This window comes from Azospirillum sp. P4_B5 (assembly GCF_056402275.1).
The window spans coordinates 1-18,523 of sequence record NZ_JBFUHT010000073.1; the positions used below are offsets into that span (position 1 = coordinate 1).

At 67.9% G+C, this 18,523-nt stretch carries 14 protein-coding genes; 6 read left to right on the plus strand and 8 right to left on the minus strand.

Translation table 11 applies throughout. The annotated features are described in order from the left end of the window. Positions 1–440: 440 nt before the first annotated feature. Positions 441–1,043 carry a DUF1003 domain-containing protein gene (locus tag AC1DVI_RS30520; RefSeq protein ID WP_476961165.1) on the plus strand — a complete coding sequence of 201 codons (603 nt, stop codon included), beginning with the start codon at positions 441–443 and terminating at the stop codon, positions 1,041–1,043. 18 nt (positions 1,044–1,061) lie between these two features. Here AC1DVI_RS30520 and AC1DVI_RS30525 read toward each other — a convergent pair whose 3' ends face one another. From AC1DVI_RS30525 to AC1DVI_RS30550, 6 genes are read right to left on the minus strand one after another with little or no spacing between them, the layout of a single operon-like run. Then, positions 1,062–2,159 (minus strand): CgeB family protein, encoded by a 1,098-nt coding sequence (locus AC1DVI_RS30525; RefSeq protein WP_476961166.1) that lies wholly within the window; start codon positions 2,157–2,159, stop codon positions 1,062–1,064. Next, entirely contained in the window at positions 2,156–3,250 is a 1,095-nt protein-coding gene (locus AC1DVI_RS30530; protein WP_476961167.1) for a CgeB family protein, read from the minus strand. Before AC1DVI_RS30530 ends, AC1DVI_RS30525 begins: the two co-directional genes overlap by 4 nt. Further along, positions 3,247–4,371 (minus strand): CgeB family protein, encoded by a 1,125-nt coding sequence (locus AC1DVI_RS30535; RefSeq protein WP_476961168.1) that lies wholly within the window; start codon positions 4,369–4,371, stop codon positions 3,247–3,249. Before AC1DVI_RS30535 ends, AC1DVI_RS30530 begins: the two co-directional genes overlap by 4 nt. Beyond that, positions 4,368–5,459 (minus strand): glycosyltransferase family 4 protein, encoded by a 1,092-nt coding sequence (locus AC1DVI_RS30540; protein ID WP_476961169.1) that lies wholly within the window; start codon positions 5,457–5,459, stop codon positions 4,368–4,370. Before AC1DVI_RS30540 ends, AC1DVI_RS30535 begins: the two co-directional genes overlap by 4 nt. A 44-nt stretch (positions 5,460–5,503) precedes the next feature. After that, a complete protein-coding gene (locus AC1DVI_RS30545; RefSeq protein ID WP_476961170.1) occupies positions 5,504–6,811 on the minus strand; it encodes a TIGR04295 family B12-binding domain-containing radical SAM protein in 1,308 nt (435 codons plus the stop codon). A 37-nt stretch (positions 6,812–6,848) separates the two neighbouring features. After that, a complete protein-coding gene (locus AC1DVI_RS30550) occupies positions 6,849–7,961 on the minus strand; it encodes an NAD-dependent epimerase/dehydratase family protein (RefSeq protein ID WP_476961171.1) in 1,113 nt (370 codons plus the stop codon). 321 nt (positions 7,962–8,282) lie between these two features. On the opposite strand from AC1DVI_RS30550, the gene AC1DVI_RS30555 reads away from it, so the two are divergent. The 5 genes from AC1DVI_RS30555 to AC1DVI_RS30575 are packed head-to-tail and all read left to right on the plus strand — an operon-like array spanning position 8,283 to position 13,538. Continuing rightward, positions 8,283–9,386, plus strand: a complete 1,104-nt coding sequence (locus AC1DVI_RS30555) for an inositol-3-phosphate synthase (protein WP_476961172.1) — start codon at positions 8,283–8,285, stop codon at positions 9,384–9,386. A 9-nt stretch (positions 9,387–9,395) separates the two neighbouring features. Next, a complete protein-coding gene (locus tag AC1DVI_RS30560; protein WP_476961173.1) occupies positions 9,396–9,992 on the plus strand; it encodes a histidine phosphatase family protein in 597 nt (198 codons plus the stop codon). Then, positions 9,989–10,804, plus strand: coding sequence for a TIGR04290 family methyltransferase (locus tag AC1DVI_RS30565; RefSeq protein WP_476961174.1), 816 nt, complete (start codon positions 9,989–9,991; stop codon positions 10,802–10,804). Before AC1DVI_RS30560 ends, AC1DVI_RS30565 begins: the two co-directional genes overlap by 4 nt. Then, positions 10,801–11,727: a beta-xylosidase gene (locus tag AC1DVI_RS30570; protein WP_476961175.1), complete on the plus strand. Its 927-nt coding sequence runs from the start codon at positions 10,801–10,803 to the stop codon at positions 11,725–11,727. The genes AC1DVI_RS30565 and AC1DVI_RS30570 overlap by 4 nt, the downstream gene beginning before the upstream one ends. Positions 11,728–11,771: 44 nt before the next feature. Further along, positions 11,772–13,538 (plus strand): hypothetical protein, encoded by a 1,767-nt coding sequence (locus AC1DVI_RS30575; protein ID WP_476961176.1) that lies wholly within the window; start codon positions 11,772–11,774, stop codon positions 13,536–13,538. Positions 13,539–13,637: 99 nt separating this feature from the next. Here AC1DVI_RS30575 and AC1DVI_RS30580 read toward each other — a convergent pair whose 3' ends face one another. After that, entirely contained in the window at positions 13,638–14,720 is a 1,083-nt protein-coding gene (locus AC1DVI_RS30580; protein ID WP_476961177.1) for a potassium channel family protein, read from the minus strand. An 89-nt stretch (positions 14,721–14,809) separates the two neighbouring features. After that, positions 14,810–18,115, minus strand: coding sequence for a DEAD/DEAH box helicase (locus tag AC1DVI_RS30585; RefSeq protein ID WP_476961178.1), 3,306 nt, complete (start codon positions 18,113–18,115; stop codon positions 14,810–14,812). Positions 18,116–18,523 lie beyond the last annotated feature (408 nt).

The window sequence follows — 18,523 nt, forward strand, 5'->3', positions numbered from 1 at the left end:
GGGCGGGCACTTCTCGCCACCCCGGCGGCGCAAAATATCGTGCCGCCGGGGTGGCGAGAAGTGCCCCGCCTGCTGTTGACGCTGGAAAAGGGGGCGTGGGTTTGACGTTGAAACGGTCGCTCGTGAGAAAATGGGGCAGCCTCCGCCCGATGTTGTGGTGAGCAAGGTCCGGTGCGCCGGTTGGATGACCGGGCTGCAAGCCATTGCCGCGGTCCGTCGGTCGGCGGTGCCGGTCACCGGCAACCTAACGCTGCGCAATCCCTTTTCCTTTGGGGATCTGAAACTGCCCCAGGCCAATGCCTCCACCACCTCCAGCCGCCGGGGCCACATCGAAAGCGCCATCGAGAAAGCGCCATTGAGCGCAGCCTGCGGGTCGACCGCAATCCCAATCCTGGAAGAGGAACGAGGCGAAAACGATTCACTTAAGCAAGGCAGACGCCATGAACGCACAACCGTCCCAGCATGGCGGAGATCGCGCGGAGAAGTCCGCAAGCCCACCAACCTACCCGCCACCATCCCCCGGCTTGAGCGCCGTGCTCGAACGGAACATCCAGGTGCTGCACCAGCGCAGGGAACGGGAGGAGGTCGAGGCGACCGCGGAGGAGCGGATTGCCGACGCGATCACCCGCTTCACCGGCAGCATGACGTTCGTTTATCTGCATTTGGCCTTCTTCGGCCTCTGGATCATCGCCAACCTGGGGTGGGTGCCCGGCGTTCCGCGCTGGGATCCCTCCTTCGTCGTTCTGGCGATGATCGCGTCCGTGGAAGCCATCTTTCTGTCCACCTTCGTGCTCATCAGCCAGAATCGGATGTCCGAGGTCGCCAGCAAGCGGGCCGATCTCGATCTGCAAATCAGCCTGTTGGCGGAGCACGAAATCACCAAGCTGACAGCCCTGGTGTCGTCCATCGCCGATCACATGGGGGTGAAGACGGACGTTGACTCCGATCTGGACGTCATCAAGCAGGATGTCGCCCCCGAAGCGGTGCTTGACCAGATTGAGGCTAAGAAGTCTTCGAAGAAGCCCTCGGACCGGGAGCCGTGATGGACTGTTTGCGCCGCCTTAGTGGAAGGGCAGGGCCGTACTGGTGCCGCAGCCGGTCCTTCGCATCACGTATTCCAGTTCCCGTTCCAACGTTTCCGCGCGATGTGCGGCGGTGTGGTGTTCCAGGATTCGCCGCCTGGCCCTTGCACCCATCGCTTGGCGGGCATTTTCGTCCAGTTGATGAAGGGCGTGCAGAACGTCGCCTGAGGTGTGGGCGAGGATGATCTCGCGGTTTGGCTCCAGCAGCGCGCCGAGGCCGTCCCAACAGTCGGAGATGATCGGAGTGGCGCAGGCGGCAGCCTCGAACAGCCGGACGCTGGGGCTGTGGCCGGCGCGGATCATGTCCTCGCGCGTCACGTTCAAGGTGAAGCGGCTGGCCGCGTAGAAGGCGGGATGCTCGGCTGGAGGAACATGATGCCGACGTTCGACATTTCCGGGCCAAGCGATCCCGTCGGGGTATTGCGGACCGGCGACGACGAAGCGCAGCGATGGCGCACGCCGGGCCGGCTCCAGCAGCAACCGCTCCAGCGTGGGTTGCCGGTCGGGGCTGTAGGTGCCGAGATAGCTCAGATCCCAGCGCTTGGGCGTGGGCAGGGGCGCGTAGGCGTCGGCATCCACGGAGCAATGGAGCGCGCGCGCCGCCGGAGAGCCGTAGCGGGACTCCAGCCGCTCCAGCGTCGGTCCGCCCGTGAAGGAGAAATACACGTCATAGCCGGGAATGAGGGCAGGGGTGAGATACTCCTCGTCGCCGCGTTCCAGCTTCGCCAGGGTCACCGGCGTGTCGATGTCGTAGAAGGCGACGATCCCCTGCGCGGTTTGCTGCACCCAACGGCCGACGGCGACACCGTCGGGCACGTAGGAACCGACGAGCACGGCGTCGGCCTCCTCGACCGTTCCGGCCCACCGCCGCAAGCCAGCGAGATCCTCGTAGAAGGCCAGCCGGCAATAGCCGGGATCGGCGAGATCGCGATTCTGCGCGTACCAGGGAACGTCGCGCTCCAGGAACAGGATGTCATGGCCGCGTGCGGCGAACGCCTTGAGGAGGGCGCGGAAGGTGGTGGCGTGGCCGTTGCCCCAGGAAGAGGACAGGCTCAGCCCCAGGACGACGAGCTTCACGCCGCGCTCCTTTCCCGCAGCGCCGCCAGGGCTTCGCGCAGCAGCAGGTCCACCTCCGCGCCGCGCCGTGCGTAAGTGTGTTCCGCTAGGGCGCGACGCCGCGCGGCATCGCCGATGGCGCGGGCGCGGGCCGGCGTGAGGGCGCGCAGATGATCGGTCACGTCCTGGCCGTCGCGGGCGACCAGGATCTCCTCGTCCGGGGTGAGGAATCGTTCGACCCCCTCCCAGGCGTCGGTGATCAGGCAGGCCGCCGCTCCGGCAGCCTCGAACACCCGCGTGGCGGGCGAGAAGCCGACCTCGGCCATGCTGTCGCGGGCGATGTTCAGAACCGCCAGCGGCGAGCTGTTGAAGGCGTTGTGGTCGGCGGTGCCGACGTGGCCGATGTGGGTGACGTTGGCCGGCAGCCCCTTCGTCTCCCAGCCGCTGCCGCCGATGATGCAGCGCCCCTGCGGGTTGCGCGCGGCGGGCTCCAGGAAGAAGCGTTCCACACGCTGCTCGCGGTCGGGCAGCCGGTTGCCGAGAAAGTTGAGATCGGCGGCGAAACGCGGTTGGGCCTGGGCGGGGTGATGCGTCGCCGGGTCCAGCGCGTTGTAGATGGGGCGGCACAGGCGGGCGCCCATCGCCTCGTAGGCCGCGACCACCGGCGGGCCGCCGCCGTAGGTCAGCACGGCGTCGATCCGCGGCAGCCGGCGGCGCAGTGGATGGTCCGGCGCCTGCCGAAGCTCGGCCAGGGTGGCGGGGGCGTCGACATCCCAATAGACACGCAGAGCGCGGGGGCCGGCGGCATCCATCACGCCGTCGAGCAACTCGTCGTCGAAGACGCCGACGCCGTTCGCCTTCACCACCACGTCGGCCTCGACGGCGCGGGCGATCACGGTCTGGCAGGCCTCGGTGGTGGCTTCATACACGACGACGCTGGCCCAGTCGGGCGGCTCGATGTCGCGGTGCTTCTGGCGGTCGAAGGCGTCCGGTTCGTAGAAGGTGACGTTCCAACCCCGCTTGGCGAGTTCGCTCAACATGCCGCGATAGTAGGTTGCGGCGCCGTTCCAGTAGGAGGAAAGCAGGCTCGAACCGTAGAAGGCCATCTTCATCGGACAGGCTCCAGCATCGAAGAGGGGGTGGGCGTCCCGGCCAGGGCGGCGGCGATGGCGAGCAGCTCACCGGCGCGGTGGGCGCAGGTGTGGCGGGCGCGGATCGTTTCCAGGCCGTTGCGGACGAACGCCGCGCGGAGGTCGGCGTCGCCGTCCACGGCGCGCAGGTGGGCGGTCATATGGGCCCCGTCGCGGGCGACCAGGAAATCCGTTCCCGGCCGGAACAGACCCTCGCAATCGTTCCATGGCGCGCTGACCAATGGGATGCCGCAGGCCAGTGCCTCGAACACGCGGATGGTCGGGATGCCTGGCAGGAATTCGACGTAGAAACGGCGCGGCACATGGACGGTGACCCGATGGTGGGCGAAGATCGCGGGGGCGCGGACGTTGGGCAGCCAGCCCTTGTAGGCGATGCCGTGCCGCTTCAGCGTCGCCAGGGCTTCGGCGGGGTAGCGCACGCCATAGACGTCCAGAGGCAGACCCGCGGCGCGGGCGGGAGCGAACAGAAAGCTCCCCAGCTCCTTCGTCCGCTCGCCATCGCCCCAATTGCCGATCCACACCGCTCCGCTGCGCCGCTCCTCTCCGGACGGCGGGTGGAACAGCCGGATGTCGGCCGCTTCGTGCCAGACGAAGACCCGATCCTCCCAGCCCCAGCGCCGGTACACGGCGGCCAGAGTTTCGCCGAAGGCCAGGACGCCGTCGTAGCCGGAGAGATCGAAGGCGGAGATGGCCTCCGGATCACTGACCGCGCGATGGTGCGTGTCGTGGAACAGCAGGGAAAAGCGTCCGCCCTGCGCCCGTGCCCGGCCCACCGCCGCGACCAGAGCCGGGTCGCTCCATTCATGGACGATGACCAGATCGGCCCCGTCGCACAGCGCCGCTGCGTCGGCGTCGGCTGTGAAGGTCAGCGAGGTCAGCTCCGGATAGGCGGTCCGGTAGGGCACCAGCCCCGCTTCGCCATGATCGGCCAGCAGGTTCCGCAGGCTCCATGCGCCCTCGGGTTCATAGACGCGGACCTCATGGCCGAGGATGATCAGCTCCCGCAGGACGCCGCGCAGGAAATGGGCGTTGCCGTGGTTCCAGCAGGACGCCAGCGAATGGGTGAAATAGACGATCTTCACGCAACGGCCTCCTTGCGGGAGGGGGTGGGGGTGTGACGCTCCAGGACGCTGCGGTAGAGACTGCGCATGCCGGAGGCCATCGACTCCATGCCGTATCGCCCGGCCTTGAGTCGTGCCGCCTCGCCGAGGCGCCCGGCCTTCCGCGGATCGTCCAGCAGGTGGCGGATCGCGGCGGCGAGGGCTGCGCTGTCCCTCGGCTCCACGAAGAGTGCGGCGCCGTCCCACAGCTCGCGGAAGGTCGCGATGTCCGACAGCACCAGCGCACAGCCGGCCTGCGCGGCTTCAAGCACCGTCAGGCCGAACGGCTCGTAGAGCGCGGCGGAAGCGAAGACGGGTGCCCGTGCCAGCCACGCCGCGACCGATGCCGTATCCAGGCGTCCGAGCGCCGCGGCGTGACGCAGGGTCCGGCGATTCCCGCCCGGACCTTCCAGCGAGCCGGCGGCGACCACCGGCACTTTCAGCAGCGCCGCCGCCGCGTCCAGCGTTGCGATGTTCTTTCCATCGTCCCACAAGCGTCCGGCGGTGAAGACGAAACGCTCCCGTCCGCACGGCTCACCGCCTGGAGGACGGCGTCCGTTGCGCACCACGACCGGTGGCGGCAAACCATAGGCGGCGGCGGTGGCCTGCGCGAAGGCGGCGCTCGGCGCCGCCAGCGCGTCGCAGGCCCGGTAGCCCCGCGCCAGAACCTCGATCCGCCAGAGAAAGTCGCCCGGCAGGGGGCCGCCGTGCAGGGCGGCCCACCACGTCGCCAGACAGGAATGGCAGACTCCCACGACCGGAACCGTAAATCCGGCGTCCGCCGCCAGGGCCGGGCTGTTGAGATGGACGAGATCCACGTCCAGTCGCCGAGCGAGCGTTCCCAGCGCTTCGGCGCCGCGCCGGATCGCGGCCGGGTCCTCCGCCATCCAGTCCAGCGGGAGGCCGGTGTCGATCAATTCCAGGCCGGGGATGGCGCGCGCCGCCGCGGTCTGGTCATCCTGCGGCGACGGCCCAAGCACCGCCAGCGTAACGCGCAGGCCGCCTGCCGCCAGTTCCTGCGCGAGGTCGAGCGCGTAGGTCCACACTCCGCCCACGCTGTCCGCCGTCATCAACAGATGCGTGGGGGCTGGATGCGCGGGGGCTGCCGGGGGCGTCACCGGCAACCGCATGCGGCCTCCAGCTCATGCAAGGGCAGGGGCTTCTCCTCCTGAATGTCGCTCAGTCTTGCGAATTGGCGCAGATAGTGCTCGTGCGCCCTTTCCCATGCCCGGTCGTCCGGTTCGCCCCACAGGCGGCGGTAATCGGGCGAGGCGGGGTAGGGGTAGAGCGGCACCGGATCGTTGGCCCAGACGCCGGCACCGTGCAGTCTCTCCCGCCATCGCGCGACGAGCCCGGCGTCGTCGCCGGCCATGGCGATCAGGTTGGCCTGGACGAAGGGCACGCTGCGCCGGGCGTGGATCAGGCGGTCGGCCAGTGCGTCGGTGCTCATGCGGCAGTTCTTGTCGAGCGCCGCGCGGCCCTCCTCGGTCAGGCTTTCCACCCCGGCCTCGATCGACACGCAGCCGGCGGCCCCCAGGAGATCCAGCAGATCGGGCTTCCACAAATCGATGCGGGTCTGAATGCCGAACTCGACCGGACGCTCCACCAGCGCTTCCAACAGGTCGCGGCGGGGCAGGAAGATCTCGTCGATGAAATAGACGTAACGCACGCCGGCGGCGGTCAGCCGGTCGATCTCCTCCAGCACGATGGCGGTGTCGCGGCGGCGGTACTGGTTGCGGAAGTCGATCTTGGCGCAGAAGGAACAGGTGTAGGGGCAGCCGCGCGACGCCTCGACCTCGGCCCCCGCGCCGAGCGGTTCGGTGCCGTAGCGGTGGTGATGGTGGGGGTGGCGCTTCAGCCATTCGGCGGGCCACGACAGCGCCGGCAGATCGACGAAGCGGCCAGCGTGCGGGACGCCGGTGACGACGGTTCCGCCGCCGCCGCGGAAGGCCAGCGCCGGAACGCCGTCCAACCCCGGCTGGCCGGACTCCAACCGGTCGGCAAGCCGTTTCACGATTTCCTCGCATTCGCCCCGCACGACCACGTCCACGCCCAGCTTGTCCAGGGCTGCACCGGGGGTAGTCGATCCATGCGGCCCCACCGCGACGGTCCGGCCGCCGCGTCCATCCAGCGCCAGCAGGAAATCACGGGGGATTCGCAGCTCCGGCGGGGCGCAACGCCAGAACAGGTAGGTCGGCGCGGTCGTCACCACGGTCATAGCGGGGGCGAAGCCGGCCACCCGATCCGCCAGTTCGCCGTTCGACAATCCCGTCAACGGCCCGTCGATCAGCAGGACCTCATGTCCGGCCTGTTCCAGCAGCGCCTTGCCGTAGCCCAGTTCGAGGGGCAGATGCGCCTCGCGGCAGCCGAAATAGATGCTGTGCGCGAAGGTCCAGGCCGGGTTGACCAACGCCACACGCATCACGTCGCCTCCACCAAGGCCGGTCCGGACCGGCGGTTCATGCCACCAGCCCCCGCGCTTCGAGTTCGCCCCGGGCCTCGGCGACGCGGTCCTGCGCCTCCTGCCGGGCAACCCATTCGGCGAGTTCGGCCAGCCCACCGGCAAAATTCTGCCGCGGTTGGTAGTTCAGGGCCGTATGCGCCTTGCTCAGGTCGGGGATGTTGTGGCGGATGTCGCCGGCGCGGGCTTGGCCGGTGATTTCCGGCGTCAGGTCTGGCCGCCCCATTGAGGCGGCCTGGAGTCGCGCCACCTCCTCCACGGTGCGGTCCTCGCCGGACCCGATGTTGAAGACTTCGCCGTTGGCGGCTGGCTGGTCGAGCGCCAGCAGGAAAGCTCGCGCCACGTCGCCGACATGCACGAAGTCGCGCCGCTGACGGCCATCCTCGAAGATCATCGGCCGCTGACCGTTGGCGATGCGCGAGGCGAAGATCGCCAGCACCCCGGTGTAGGGGTTCGACAGCGCCTGCCCGGGGCCGTAGACGTTCCACAGCCGCAACGCCGTCCCTTCCATCCCGTACTGGGCGGTGAGCGTCAGGGTCAGCCGCTCCTGCACGTATTTGCCGATGGCGTAGACGGACCTCAGGGCCGGGCGCTTGCTCTCCGGCGTGGGGACGGGGATCAGCGGCCGGCCGTGGGAATCGAGCGGGTCCCAGGACCCGTCCGGATTGCGCGCGCCGCGCACCACATCCTCCATCGGCGTGCCGTCGGCGGTCCGGTACAGCCCCTCGCCGTAGATGCTCATCGAGGAGGCGACCACCACCCGGCGGACCGGTCGGTCGATCAGCCGCTGGAACAGCACGGCCGTCCCATGGTCGTTCACCGAGGTGTAGCGGTCCACCGCGTACATGCTCTGGCCGACACCGACCTCGGCGGCGAGGTGGATCACCGAATCCACTCCCTCCAGCGCCCGGCCGACCATGGCCTCGTCGCGTATGTCCCCAATCAGCAGTTCGGCGTCCGGGTCCAATTCGTCGGACCGTGTCCGGGTGGGATGGACTTGCGCGATCAGACTGTCGAGAATCCGAACCCGGTCGCCGCGGGCGAGGAGTGCCCTGGCGACGTGGCGGCCGATGAAGCCGGCGCCACCGGTGACAAGAATGGATTCTCCCACAAGCCCCTCCGCGGATGGACGGTGACGTTTACGGCGACTGCTGTTGATTGTGTTGATTGTGTTGATTGTGTGTAAAATTGCCAAACCCCGCCACGGTCCTCATTTGTAAGAGAATACAGCTTTTCACCTGTATGCGTGAGAAACCGCGGTGCCCGCTTCATGAACAGAAGCGCGGTCGCATCAATATTAACATCGTTGCTTGACTTTCCACACCTTACCCAAAAGGCGTGGTCAGATCGGACGATCTTCCGGCAATTGTTTTTCCAGGATACAAATATCATTCCGGTCCATTAAGGAAGTTTTCAGGATGAGGAGAATTTCGTGACTGGGAAAAAGCTGCGGGTGGCGATTGCCGGTGTCGGAAATTGCGCTTCGTCCTTCGTGCAAGGTGTGAGCTATTATGCCGATGCTCAAGCTAATGAGCCGCCGCCCGGGCTGATGACTCTCGATCTCGGCGGCTATCGGGTCAGCGACATCGAAATGTCCACCGCCTTTGATGTGAACGCCGCCAAGGTCGGGCGGGATTTGTCCGACGCCATCTTTGCCCCTCCGAACAACACCTGCCGTTTCGCAACCCCGCGTGCTTCGGGGGTACGGGTGGAGCGCGGTCCGACACTGGACGGCATAGGCCGCTATCTGGCCGGTGACATCGAGGAGTCGGGGGAGGCACCGGTTGCCATCGCCGAGTCTCTGCGTCGCTCAGGCACCGATATCCTGGTGTCTTATCTGCCGGTCGGTTCGCAGAGGGCCACGGAGTTCTATGCCGAGCAGGCGCTGGAGGCCGGCTGCGCCTTCGTCAACTGCATCCCGGTTTTCATCGCCTCCGATCCAGGTTGGGCGAAGCGGTTCGAGCGGCACGGCCTGCCGATCATCGGCGACGACATCAAGAGCCAGATGGGTGCCACCATCATCCACCGCACGCTGGCGAACCTGTTCCGCGAGCGCGGCGTCCGGCTCGACCACACCTATCAGCTGAACTTCGGCGGCAACACCGACTTCAAGAACATGCTGGAACGCGAACGCCTGGAATCGAAGAAGATTTCGAAGACCCGCGCCGTCACCAGCCAACTGGACGTGCCGCTCGACGCGGACGACGTCCATATTGGTCCCAGCGATCACGTCCCCTGGCTGGCCGACCGGAAATGGGCGCACATCCGGCTGGAGGGCACCGCCTTCGGGGGCGTGCCCCTGAGCGTCGAACTCAAGCTGGAGGTCTGGGACAGCCCGAACTCCGCCGGCATCGTGATCGACGCGGTGCGTTGCGCCAAGCTGGCGCTGGACCGGAAGATGGCCGGGCCGCTGGTCGGACCGTCGAGCTACTTCATGAAATCGCCGCCCGAGCAATTCACCGACCATGAAGCGCGCGAGCGCACGCTGCGCTTCATCGCCGGCGAGGCGGTGGACGGCCCGCGCTTCCGGGCGTGAGCGGGTTGCGTGGAAACGACCTTGGTCCTGCTGCGTCACGCGTCGCACGACCGGCTGGGCTCCGTGTTGTGCGGACGCATGCCCGGCGTGACGCTCAGCGAGGCCGGCCGGCGCGAGGCCGACGCGCTGGCCGTTGCATTGGCGCGTCACCGGTTCGCCGCCGTGCTGTCCAGCCCATTGGAGCGTGCCGTGGAAACGGCGGCGGCGATCGCCGCGTCACAGGCCTTGGCCGTGGAGGTGGAGGAGGATCTCAACGAGCTTGATCTCGGCGCCTGGGCCGGCATGCGCTTCGAGAAACTGCGCGGCGACCCGGCTTGGAATGTGTGGAACAGCGCGCGGTCGCACGCCCGCCCGCCTGGAGGCGAAACGATGACGGAGGTTCAGGCCCGGATGACGCGCTGCATCGAGCGGCTGCGCCGCCGGTACGCCGGCCGGACCGTCGCGCTGGTCAGCCACGCCGACGTCATCAAGGCGGCGCTGTCCCACGCCCTGGGGCTTTCCGTGGATTTCCACGCCCGGTTCGAGATCGCTCCGGCGTCCCGCAGCGTGCTGATCGCCGGGGAATGGGGCCTGAAGGTCCACAGCATCAACGAGGCGGCGGAATGACGAATCTGACGACCGACCAGATCCGCGCCCGGGTCGCCGCGCTGGGGGACTGGTTCCACAACATCGATCTGAACGGCGTCAGCACCGCCCCCGACCACTTCCTGCACGACTACCCGAACGTGAAGTGGCGGCGGTTCGCCCATGCGGTCCCGCAGGATCTGAGCGGCCTGACGGTGCTCGATATCGGCTGCAACGGTGGCTTCTACTCCATCGAGATGAAGCGGCGCGGCGCCGAGCGGGTGGTGGGAATCGACTTCGACGACCGTTATCTCGCACAGGCGCGCTTCGCCGCCGAAGTGACCCGCCAGGACATCGAATTCCGCAAGCTGTCGGTCTACAACTTGGCGTTGCTGGGGGAGCGGTTCGACGTCGTCCTGTTCATGGGGGTGCTTTACCATCTGCGCCACCCGTTGCTGGCTCTCGACCTGATCCACGAGCATGCCGCCCGCGACCTGATGATCTTCCAATCCATGCAACGCGGCTCCGAGACGGTCGAACCGGTGGGCATCGATTACGACTTCCGCCAGCAGGGCCATTTCAACGCACCCGGCTATCCGAAGCTGCATTTCATCGAGCACCGGTATTCCGGCGACTGGACGAACTGGTGGGTCCCGAACGCCGCCTGCGCCGAGGCTATGCTGCGCAGCGCCGGCTTTCGGATCGTCGAGCATCCGGAGCAGGAGGTCTATGTCTGCCGCCGCGCAGCACGGCCGACGGAGGCGGGCGCCGTCTATCCCGCCCTGCCATCCGCCGCCGCACCATCCGCCGGACAGGCGCTGGAAAACCACACGAAGACGGAAAGCCAGGGATGATCGAAGCCGCCAAGATCTGGAACGAGCCCAACAACAAGTCCCACTGGAATCCCGATCTCGATCCGGAATGGGATCTGTTCTCCCGCATGACGATCCTGGCCGGACAGGCGATCCGGGCGGAGAACGGTGCGCTCACGCGCGTGTTGGGCGGCATCTCGCCCATCGATCCTTCCTTCATACGCCGCCTGGACGAGCGCGGCGCGCTGGACCATGTGGACGTGGTGGCGGTGCATGGCTTTCCGCTCGACTGGAATCTCTGGCAGATCCGGGAATGGCCGGAGAAGATCGAGGAAATCCGCGCCGTCACCGGCAAGCCCATCTGGGTGACGGAGGCCGGCGTCTCATCCTTCGGCGCCGAGGAGGTGCAGGCCTGGGGCGTCGCCCGCACCGCCGAACTGCTGATCGGCCGGGTTCCACGCATTCACTGGTACAGCCTCTACGATCTTCCCAGCGCCTGGGAGGCGACGACGCGCCACAAGGAGGCGGAGGGCTCCTCCTACTACCGTCATTTCCATATGGGGCTGCTGCGGGCGGATGGCACGCCCAAGCCGGCGCTCGACGCCTACGCGCCCTATGCGGCCGAGATGGGGATTTGCCAATGGTTTCACTTCGAGGATCACCGGCTGGATGATGCGGTGGCCTGGATGAAGCGGTTGGGCGTCCGGCACCTGCGCACCGGTCTCTCCTGGGCCGACAGCTTCCGGCCGAATGCGCTCGCCTGGTTCGACCGTCAGATGGAAGCGCTGGACGATTTCGATGTCACCATAACTTTCTGCTTCACGCCCGAGCATCGTGGAATCGAACCACACCACACCAGCCCACCTCAGGTCGCCGAGGAGTTCGCGGAATTCTGCGCCGCCATGGTCCGTCGCTACGCCAGCACCGCTCCGGCAGCGCCGTCCCCCCTGCTGGCGATGGAATAGGAGACGGTAGACCAAGACACCTCGCCACGCTGAGCGGTTGAACCATGCTGGTTTATGGGGATCGCGACCGTCTTGAGGACCCACGCGTCGTCGTGGCGCAGATCGCCGCCGCCTGTCCTACAGCCGCCGCCAAGCCTGACGGGCTGATCCGTCATGCCCTGCTGGTGTCCCTGTTCATCAAGGCGGCGGAACTCGCGCAGGGCCTCGCGGACGCGGAATTCGCCGCGCTGGGGGAGGACGATTGCACCCCGTGTCGCGACGCGGCGATGGCGGTCGTGATGGAGCTGGCCCGCGCCGTCGCCCGGCCCTGGCGCGGCGAGCCGCAGCCGGGCGCTTGCGCGCTGGCGGCTGGGCTGGAGACGTTGTCGGCGCAACCGTTGCCCGAAACCGTGCGGATACGCCGACCTGAAGGCTATGCCTTCTACAGCCTCTATCCGGAAGCCTATCTGGAGGATGCGGCCCGGCTTCTGACGGACCTGCCTGTTCCGTTCGTCGTGATTGGCCTGCGCAGCATCGGAACCGGACTGGCGGCGATGGCGGCGGTTGCGCTGGACGCTGCGCCTCCGGTCACTCTGCGTCCGATCGGTCATCCGTTCCAGCGCGTCGTCCGCGTGTCGGCCCGCCAGCGGGCCGCCCTGCTGGCCGACGCGGGCGCGTCCTATGTGATCGTCGATGAAGGGCCGGGTCTGTCCGGCAGCTCGTTCGGCGCCGTCGCCGATTGGCTGGAGGCGGCGGGCGTGCCGTCCCGGCGGATTGCGTTCCTTCCCAGCCATGGCGGCGCTCCGGGTCCGCACTCATCCGACCGGCATCGCCGCCGCTGGGCCGAGGCGGTGCGTCCGGTGATCGGCTTCGATGAATTGGCGCACGCCGCGCATGGCCCGGTGCCGCCCTTGGAGCGCTGGTTCGAGGACACGCTCGGCCCTGCGGTCGCACCGTTGCGTGATTTGTCGGGCGGCGCCTGGCGGACGGCATCGGCGGATTTGGCGGCGGATTTGGCGGCGGATGCGGTGGCGGACTGGCCGCCGGTCCATACGCAGCAGGAGCGCCGCAAGTTCCTGTTGCGCACCGCCTCCGGCTCCTGGCTTTTGAAATTCGCCGGCCTCGGACGCCAGGGCGAGGCCAAGCTGGCCCGGGCCCGCGCGTTGCATCAGGCGGGTTTCACGACCGAACCCATCGCGCTTCGGCACGGCTTCCTGGCGGAGAGGTGGTTGGACGGCGCGCATCCGCCCTCCACCATGCCTCTGGAGCGCTTGGCCGACTATCTCCTGTTCCGCACCCAACGCTTTCCGGCGCAGCGTGACACGGGCGCCAGCCTTCCGGATCTCCTGGCGATGGCGCGCGTGAACATCGGCGAGGCGCTGGGCGCCGCGGCAACGGCCTCCTTGGATCGCTGGACGGCGGACACGCTGAGGGAACTGGACGCCGGGGTCCGGCGCGTCGTCACCGACAACCGCCTTCACATCTGGGAGTGGCTGCGCACCACCGACGGCCGGGTGCTGAAGACCGACTCGCTCGATCACGCCGACGCTCATGACCTGATCGGTTGCCAGGACATCGCTTGGGACGTGGCGGGGGCCATCGTCGAGTTCGGCCTTCCGGCAGCGGAAGCCGACCGACTGTGCGGCGCAGTGGCCGCTTCAAGGCGGCTGGTGGCCTTCCATCTCCCCTGCTATCTCGCCTTCCAGATCGGCTATTGGTCATTCGCCTCATCCGGCGCGGGAGCGGCGTCCATGCGTCGCTTCTACGAGGAGGCTTGGAAACGGCAAGCGGGCCGTGGTGGGCGCTCATCACCTTCCGCCGGCACCCCATAACCGCCGCTTCGGGCATCACCTTCGGACTTGGCGCGTTCCTGGCAACCATGGAGGCCGTGCACAGCCGATCCGGGCAGCGCCTTCGAAAACCGACGGCGTTTATTGGCCTTCTGCCTTATCGTCACCGTGCGCCGGACTGATCACAAGCAGCAGGTCTCCGGGCTGGATGATGTGGCGGTGACGTTCCGTGAAGGGAATGGCGCGGCCATTGCTGTGGATCTGCACGACCACGCCGGCGGTCGCCTCCGCCATGGTCCTGCCGATTTCGTCCCGGGCCGCCGGGCGCTCCGTCAGCACCAGTTGGCCACCCACCGACATCAGGTCGCACAGGAAGGGTGTCGCATGGCTGGTTTCCACGGCATCGGCCATGAGATAGCCACCGATCCTGGGCGGCGACACCACCAAGTCGGCGCCGCTCAGCTTGGCCAGTTTGATGTTCTCCTCCTGCTTGATGTTGCCCACGATTTTGGTGCCGGCGGACAGGTGACGGACGGTCAGGATCACCAGAATGGTGGTGTCGTCCCGGCCCGAACTGACGATCACCGCCTTGGCGCTTCCCACGCAGGCAAGGGTCAATATCTCTTCGCTGGTGGCGTCGCCGAGCAACCCGATGAACCCCGCCTCGGCCGCCATCCGGATGCGCTCCTCCGATTGGTCGATCACGACGATCCGTTCGCCCGGATGTCCCTTGGCGACCGTCTCCTGCGCGGCGATGAAGCCACTGTGCCCGAAGCCACACAGCACGATATGCCCCTGCAGATGCTTCTGAATTCGGCTCATTCGGAAATCCTCGATGATCCGCTGCACGACGAATTCGTAGGCGGTGCCCAGAAAGATGAACCAGATGAAGATGCGGATGGGCGTGACCGCGAAGGCGTCGATCAGCCGTGCGGTGTCGCTGACCGGAACGATGTCGCCGTAGCCGACGGTGGTGACGGTGATCATCGCGAAATAGAGAATGTCAGAAAAGCTGACATGGCCGTCGATCTGGTCCTTCAGCCCATCGCGGTCGAACCAGAACACCGCGATGACCAGGGCGATCAGGACGACGACGAGCCCGACACGAAGGGCGAGCGTCTGTTCCGCCGACATTCCGGAGCGGACATGAAGAACCCGGCCCCGCCGGGGCGCAGACTTGATCCGCCACGTCTCGTTGCCATTCCGCTCGCCAAGCTTCGGCATGGGCCATCCATCGAATGACACTCCCGGCCATCATAACGGGGATCGCCGCGTGTCGCTCCACAAGGTGGCGATGTGGAGCGGCTGTCCGCTCAGGCCGTGCCGACAGGCGGAAGCTGATCGAGCACGGCGCGCGCATTGTTCAGGATTTCCGACGGTCCTTCGGCGCTCAGCGCAAAGACGAGGCGGTCGTCTGTCCGACGCACCTGTCCGGTTCCGAGACGCTCCAGCGCCGCTTCGCGCACGGCCCGGCAGGGTGTGTCGTTCAGGGTCAGCGAGACACCCGAGGGTCCGGCGACCAGGGCGGCGACGCCCAGCCGCCGGCAACGCGCGCGGAGCGCGGCGGCCGCCAGCAACAGCTCGACCTCCTCCGGCAACGGCCCGAAGCGGTCCTCGATCTCTTCGCGCAACGGCTCGACCGCCGCTTCGTCGCGCAGACGCGAGAGGCGGCGGTGCAGGCCGATGCGCAACTCCTCCTCCGGAAGGTAGGCGGCGGGAATGCTCTGCGGCACGCCCAGGCGCAGTTCGGGGGAATCGTCCATCTCGGCGCCGGCCAGCGCGCGGGCCAGCAGATGCTGGTACAGCTCGGTTCCGACCAACCGCAGATGGCCGCTCTGATCGGTTCCCAGCAGGTCGCCCGCCCCACGCTGGTCGAGATCGAGCACACTGAGGGCGAAGCCACCGCCCAGGCTTTCGATCGCCTCAAGCGAGCCCAGCCGCCGTTCGGTTCGCTCGTTGAGCGGAGTGTCCGGATCGGTCAGCAGATACGCGTAGGCCTGCGCTCCCCCGCGCCCCACCCGGCCGCGGAGCTGATGGAGCTGGCCGAGCCCGAACAGGTCGGGACGGCGGATCACGATGGTGTTGGCGCGGGGAATGTCGATGCCGGTCTCGATGATGGGGGTTGAAACCAGCACGTCGACCGTTCCTTCCGCCACATCGACCATGACCTGATCGAGTTCGGCAATGGGGAGACGGCCGTGCGCGACGGCGACCGACAGACCGGGGGCGAGCGCGCGCACCTCGGCCTCCAGCGCCGGCAGGTCGGCGATCCGCGGGGCGACGCAGAAACTCTGTCCGCCCCGCGCCTTTTCGCGCAACAAGGCGGACCGCAGAACCGAAGGGTCATAGGGGGTGACCCGCGTGCGCACCGGGCGGCGCCGCACCGGGGGAGTATCGATGACGCTGACTCCCCGCAGTCCCGCCAGCGCCCCCTGCAGCGTCCGCGGAACCGGCGTGGCGCTGAGCGCCAGACAGTGGACGCCGGCCGAAAGCCGGGCCAACGCCCGCTTCTGCACGGTGCCGAAGCGCTGCTCCTCGTCGACGACGACCAACGCCAAGTCGGCGAAGCGCACCGTCTTCGACAAGAGGGCATGGGTACCGACCGCGATCGCCACCGATCCGTCGGCGAGGCCTTCGCGCACGGCCTTTGCGGCCGACGCCGCCATGCCGCCGGTCAACGGCTCGATGCGCAGGCCCAAGCCGGCCAGCCGCCGTCGGAACACCTCCAAGTGCTGGCGGGCGAGCACGCTGGTCGGAGCAAGAACGGCAACCTGCCGGCCGGTGAAAGCGACCGCCGCCGCGGCGCGCAACGCCACTTCGGTCTTGCCATAGCCGACGTCGGCGCAGACCAGATGGTCCATGGGCCGCCCGCTGGCGAGTTCGGCCATCACCGCGGTGATGGCGCGCCGCTGCCCTGCGGTCTCCTCGTAGGGGAAGCGGGCGGCCACGCGCCGCATCGGTCCGGCGGGCGGCGCGATCACGGGGGCTTTCGTGCTGGCCCGGCGCTCGGCTTGGCGCACGAGGCTTTTGGCGGTTCGGCCGATCTCGCGCTCCAACTCCGCACGGCGGGTGATCCAATTTCCGCCCTTGAGCCCATCGAGCGCCACCCGGGCGTCACTGCTGCCGTAGCGCCACACGCGGTCGAGGTCCGCCGCCGGCACCAGGAGCCGATTCTCGCGGGCATACTCCATCACCAACACGTCTGCCGGCTGGCCTCCGGCCTCAACCGTTTCGAGCCCGCGCACCGCACCGATCCCGTAGTCGAGATGGACCGCAAGATCGTCGCACGACAGGTCGACGGGTGCCAGCGGGGCGACCGGGCCGGCTCCGCCTTCCGGACGGGGGCGTTGGGCGAGCACCGTCACGCCGTCGAACGTGAAGCCCGCCGCGACCCGAAGCACCAGGGCTGCCGGCGTCACGGGAAGCCCGTCCACCGGCCAGCGGTCGAGCACCGGCACCGGTCGGCCGGTCGCCGCCGCCACCCGCTCCGCCATCCTGGCCGCGTCGGCGGCGTTCGCAGCGGCAATGATCACGGATTCGCCCGCGGCAATCCTCTCTCCGGCGAGGCGGGGGAGGGTGCGTTCGGACACCGCCGGCGCTTCCCTGGACGAGGCTTGCCCGTCGGGCTCCAGGGTCAGAACCGCGCGCCCTCGTAACCCTGTCTCCCACGCGTTGCGGTCGAGGTGCATGGCCGATGCCTCGGCTTCCTCCACGTCGTCGAACCGCGCCTCAAGCCGGTCGCCGACCCCCTCGTCAATGACGACCGGACTGTCGGCAAGAAGCTCAAGCAAACTCGGCAGGCGGTCGTAGGCCAGGGGCAGCAGGCGCTCGAAAGCGGAGGGGCGCCGTCCGGCGGCGAGTTCCTCCGCAAGCCCTGCGGCCACCGGGTCTCTGCGGGTCTCCAGCCCTTGGATCAACCGTGCGACGATCTCCGGTGCCGCCGGGATTTCGGTCACCGGATGAACGGTGATCCGGTCGCAGTCGCCCGTCGAGCGCTGGCTTGCCGGATCAAAGGTCCGTATCCGTGCGACCCGGCCATCGACGATGTCGCAGCGGATGGGGCGGTCGGCGTCGCCTGGAAATATCTCCACTACGGAACCGCGAAAAGCGGCTTCCCCCGGTTCGTCGATCCGCTCGTCGAGGATGTAGCCGCCGGCAACGAGGCGGTTCCGCCAAGTCTCCTCCTCATAGAGTGCGTCCGTCGCGATGACCAACGCGACGTCGGGCCAGGCGTCGGGAGGCGGAAGACGCTGCAGCGCCGCCTCGGCGGTCGCCAGAACCAGCCGCCCGGCGCCTTTGGCCGGTCGGGACAAGGCGGCGATGGCAGAAGCCCGTTGCCCAAGCACAGCCCGCGATGGCTGAACCCGCTCGCCCGGGGGGACGTCCCAACCTGGGATGAGCAGGATTTCGAGGTCCGGTGCTGCGTCCCGGATCGCCCTGGCGAGCCGGGCCGCCCGCGTGTCGCTGCGGGTCACGACCAACGGCACCGCCTGCGAACAGGCGGCGCCTCTGGCAAGCTCGATCGCCAGCGCGCCTTCGGCCGGGGCGGTGCAGGTCGCGGACCGGTCCAAGCGGAAAGCGGTGCGGTCGAGTTGCATCAAAGATGCAGAATCAGGCATGGCACACTGCGTCAAGGGAAACGGGGAGAGCTGGCACTTAACAGCCGGACGCCCATTCATTCCCGACAGGGTGGGTAATTTCGTTGGACGCTCCGTACGAAAGGGGCCGGCGGGCGCTTTTTCCGCTCAAGCCGTCGTTTCAGTCCCATGAGGGGAATCATCGCTTCTTCTCCGGCTCCATGACTGAACTGTCCCATCCGGCAACAGGAGGTGGAGCTACCTCCTCATCGCCTGGCCCCGGTCGGAAGATGCTTGATCCAGGTTGGGGCGCGGCACGGTTCGATGAGACACCCGGCTGCGGTAGATTGAACCGCAACCGGAGGTCTTTGAAATGGACAAGGAACAGGGGCGTAAGCGCGAGGGGGCGCCGGAGCGCGCCCACAACGCTGGCGCAGGCGCCCCCTCGGG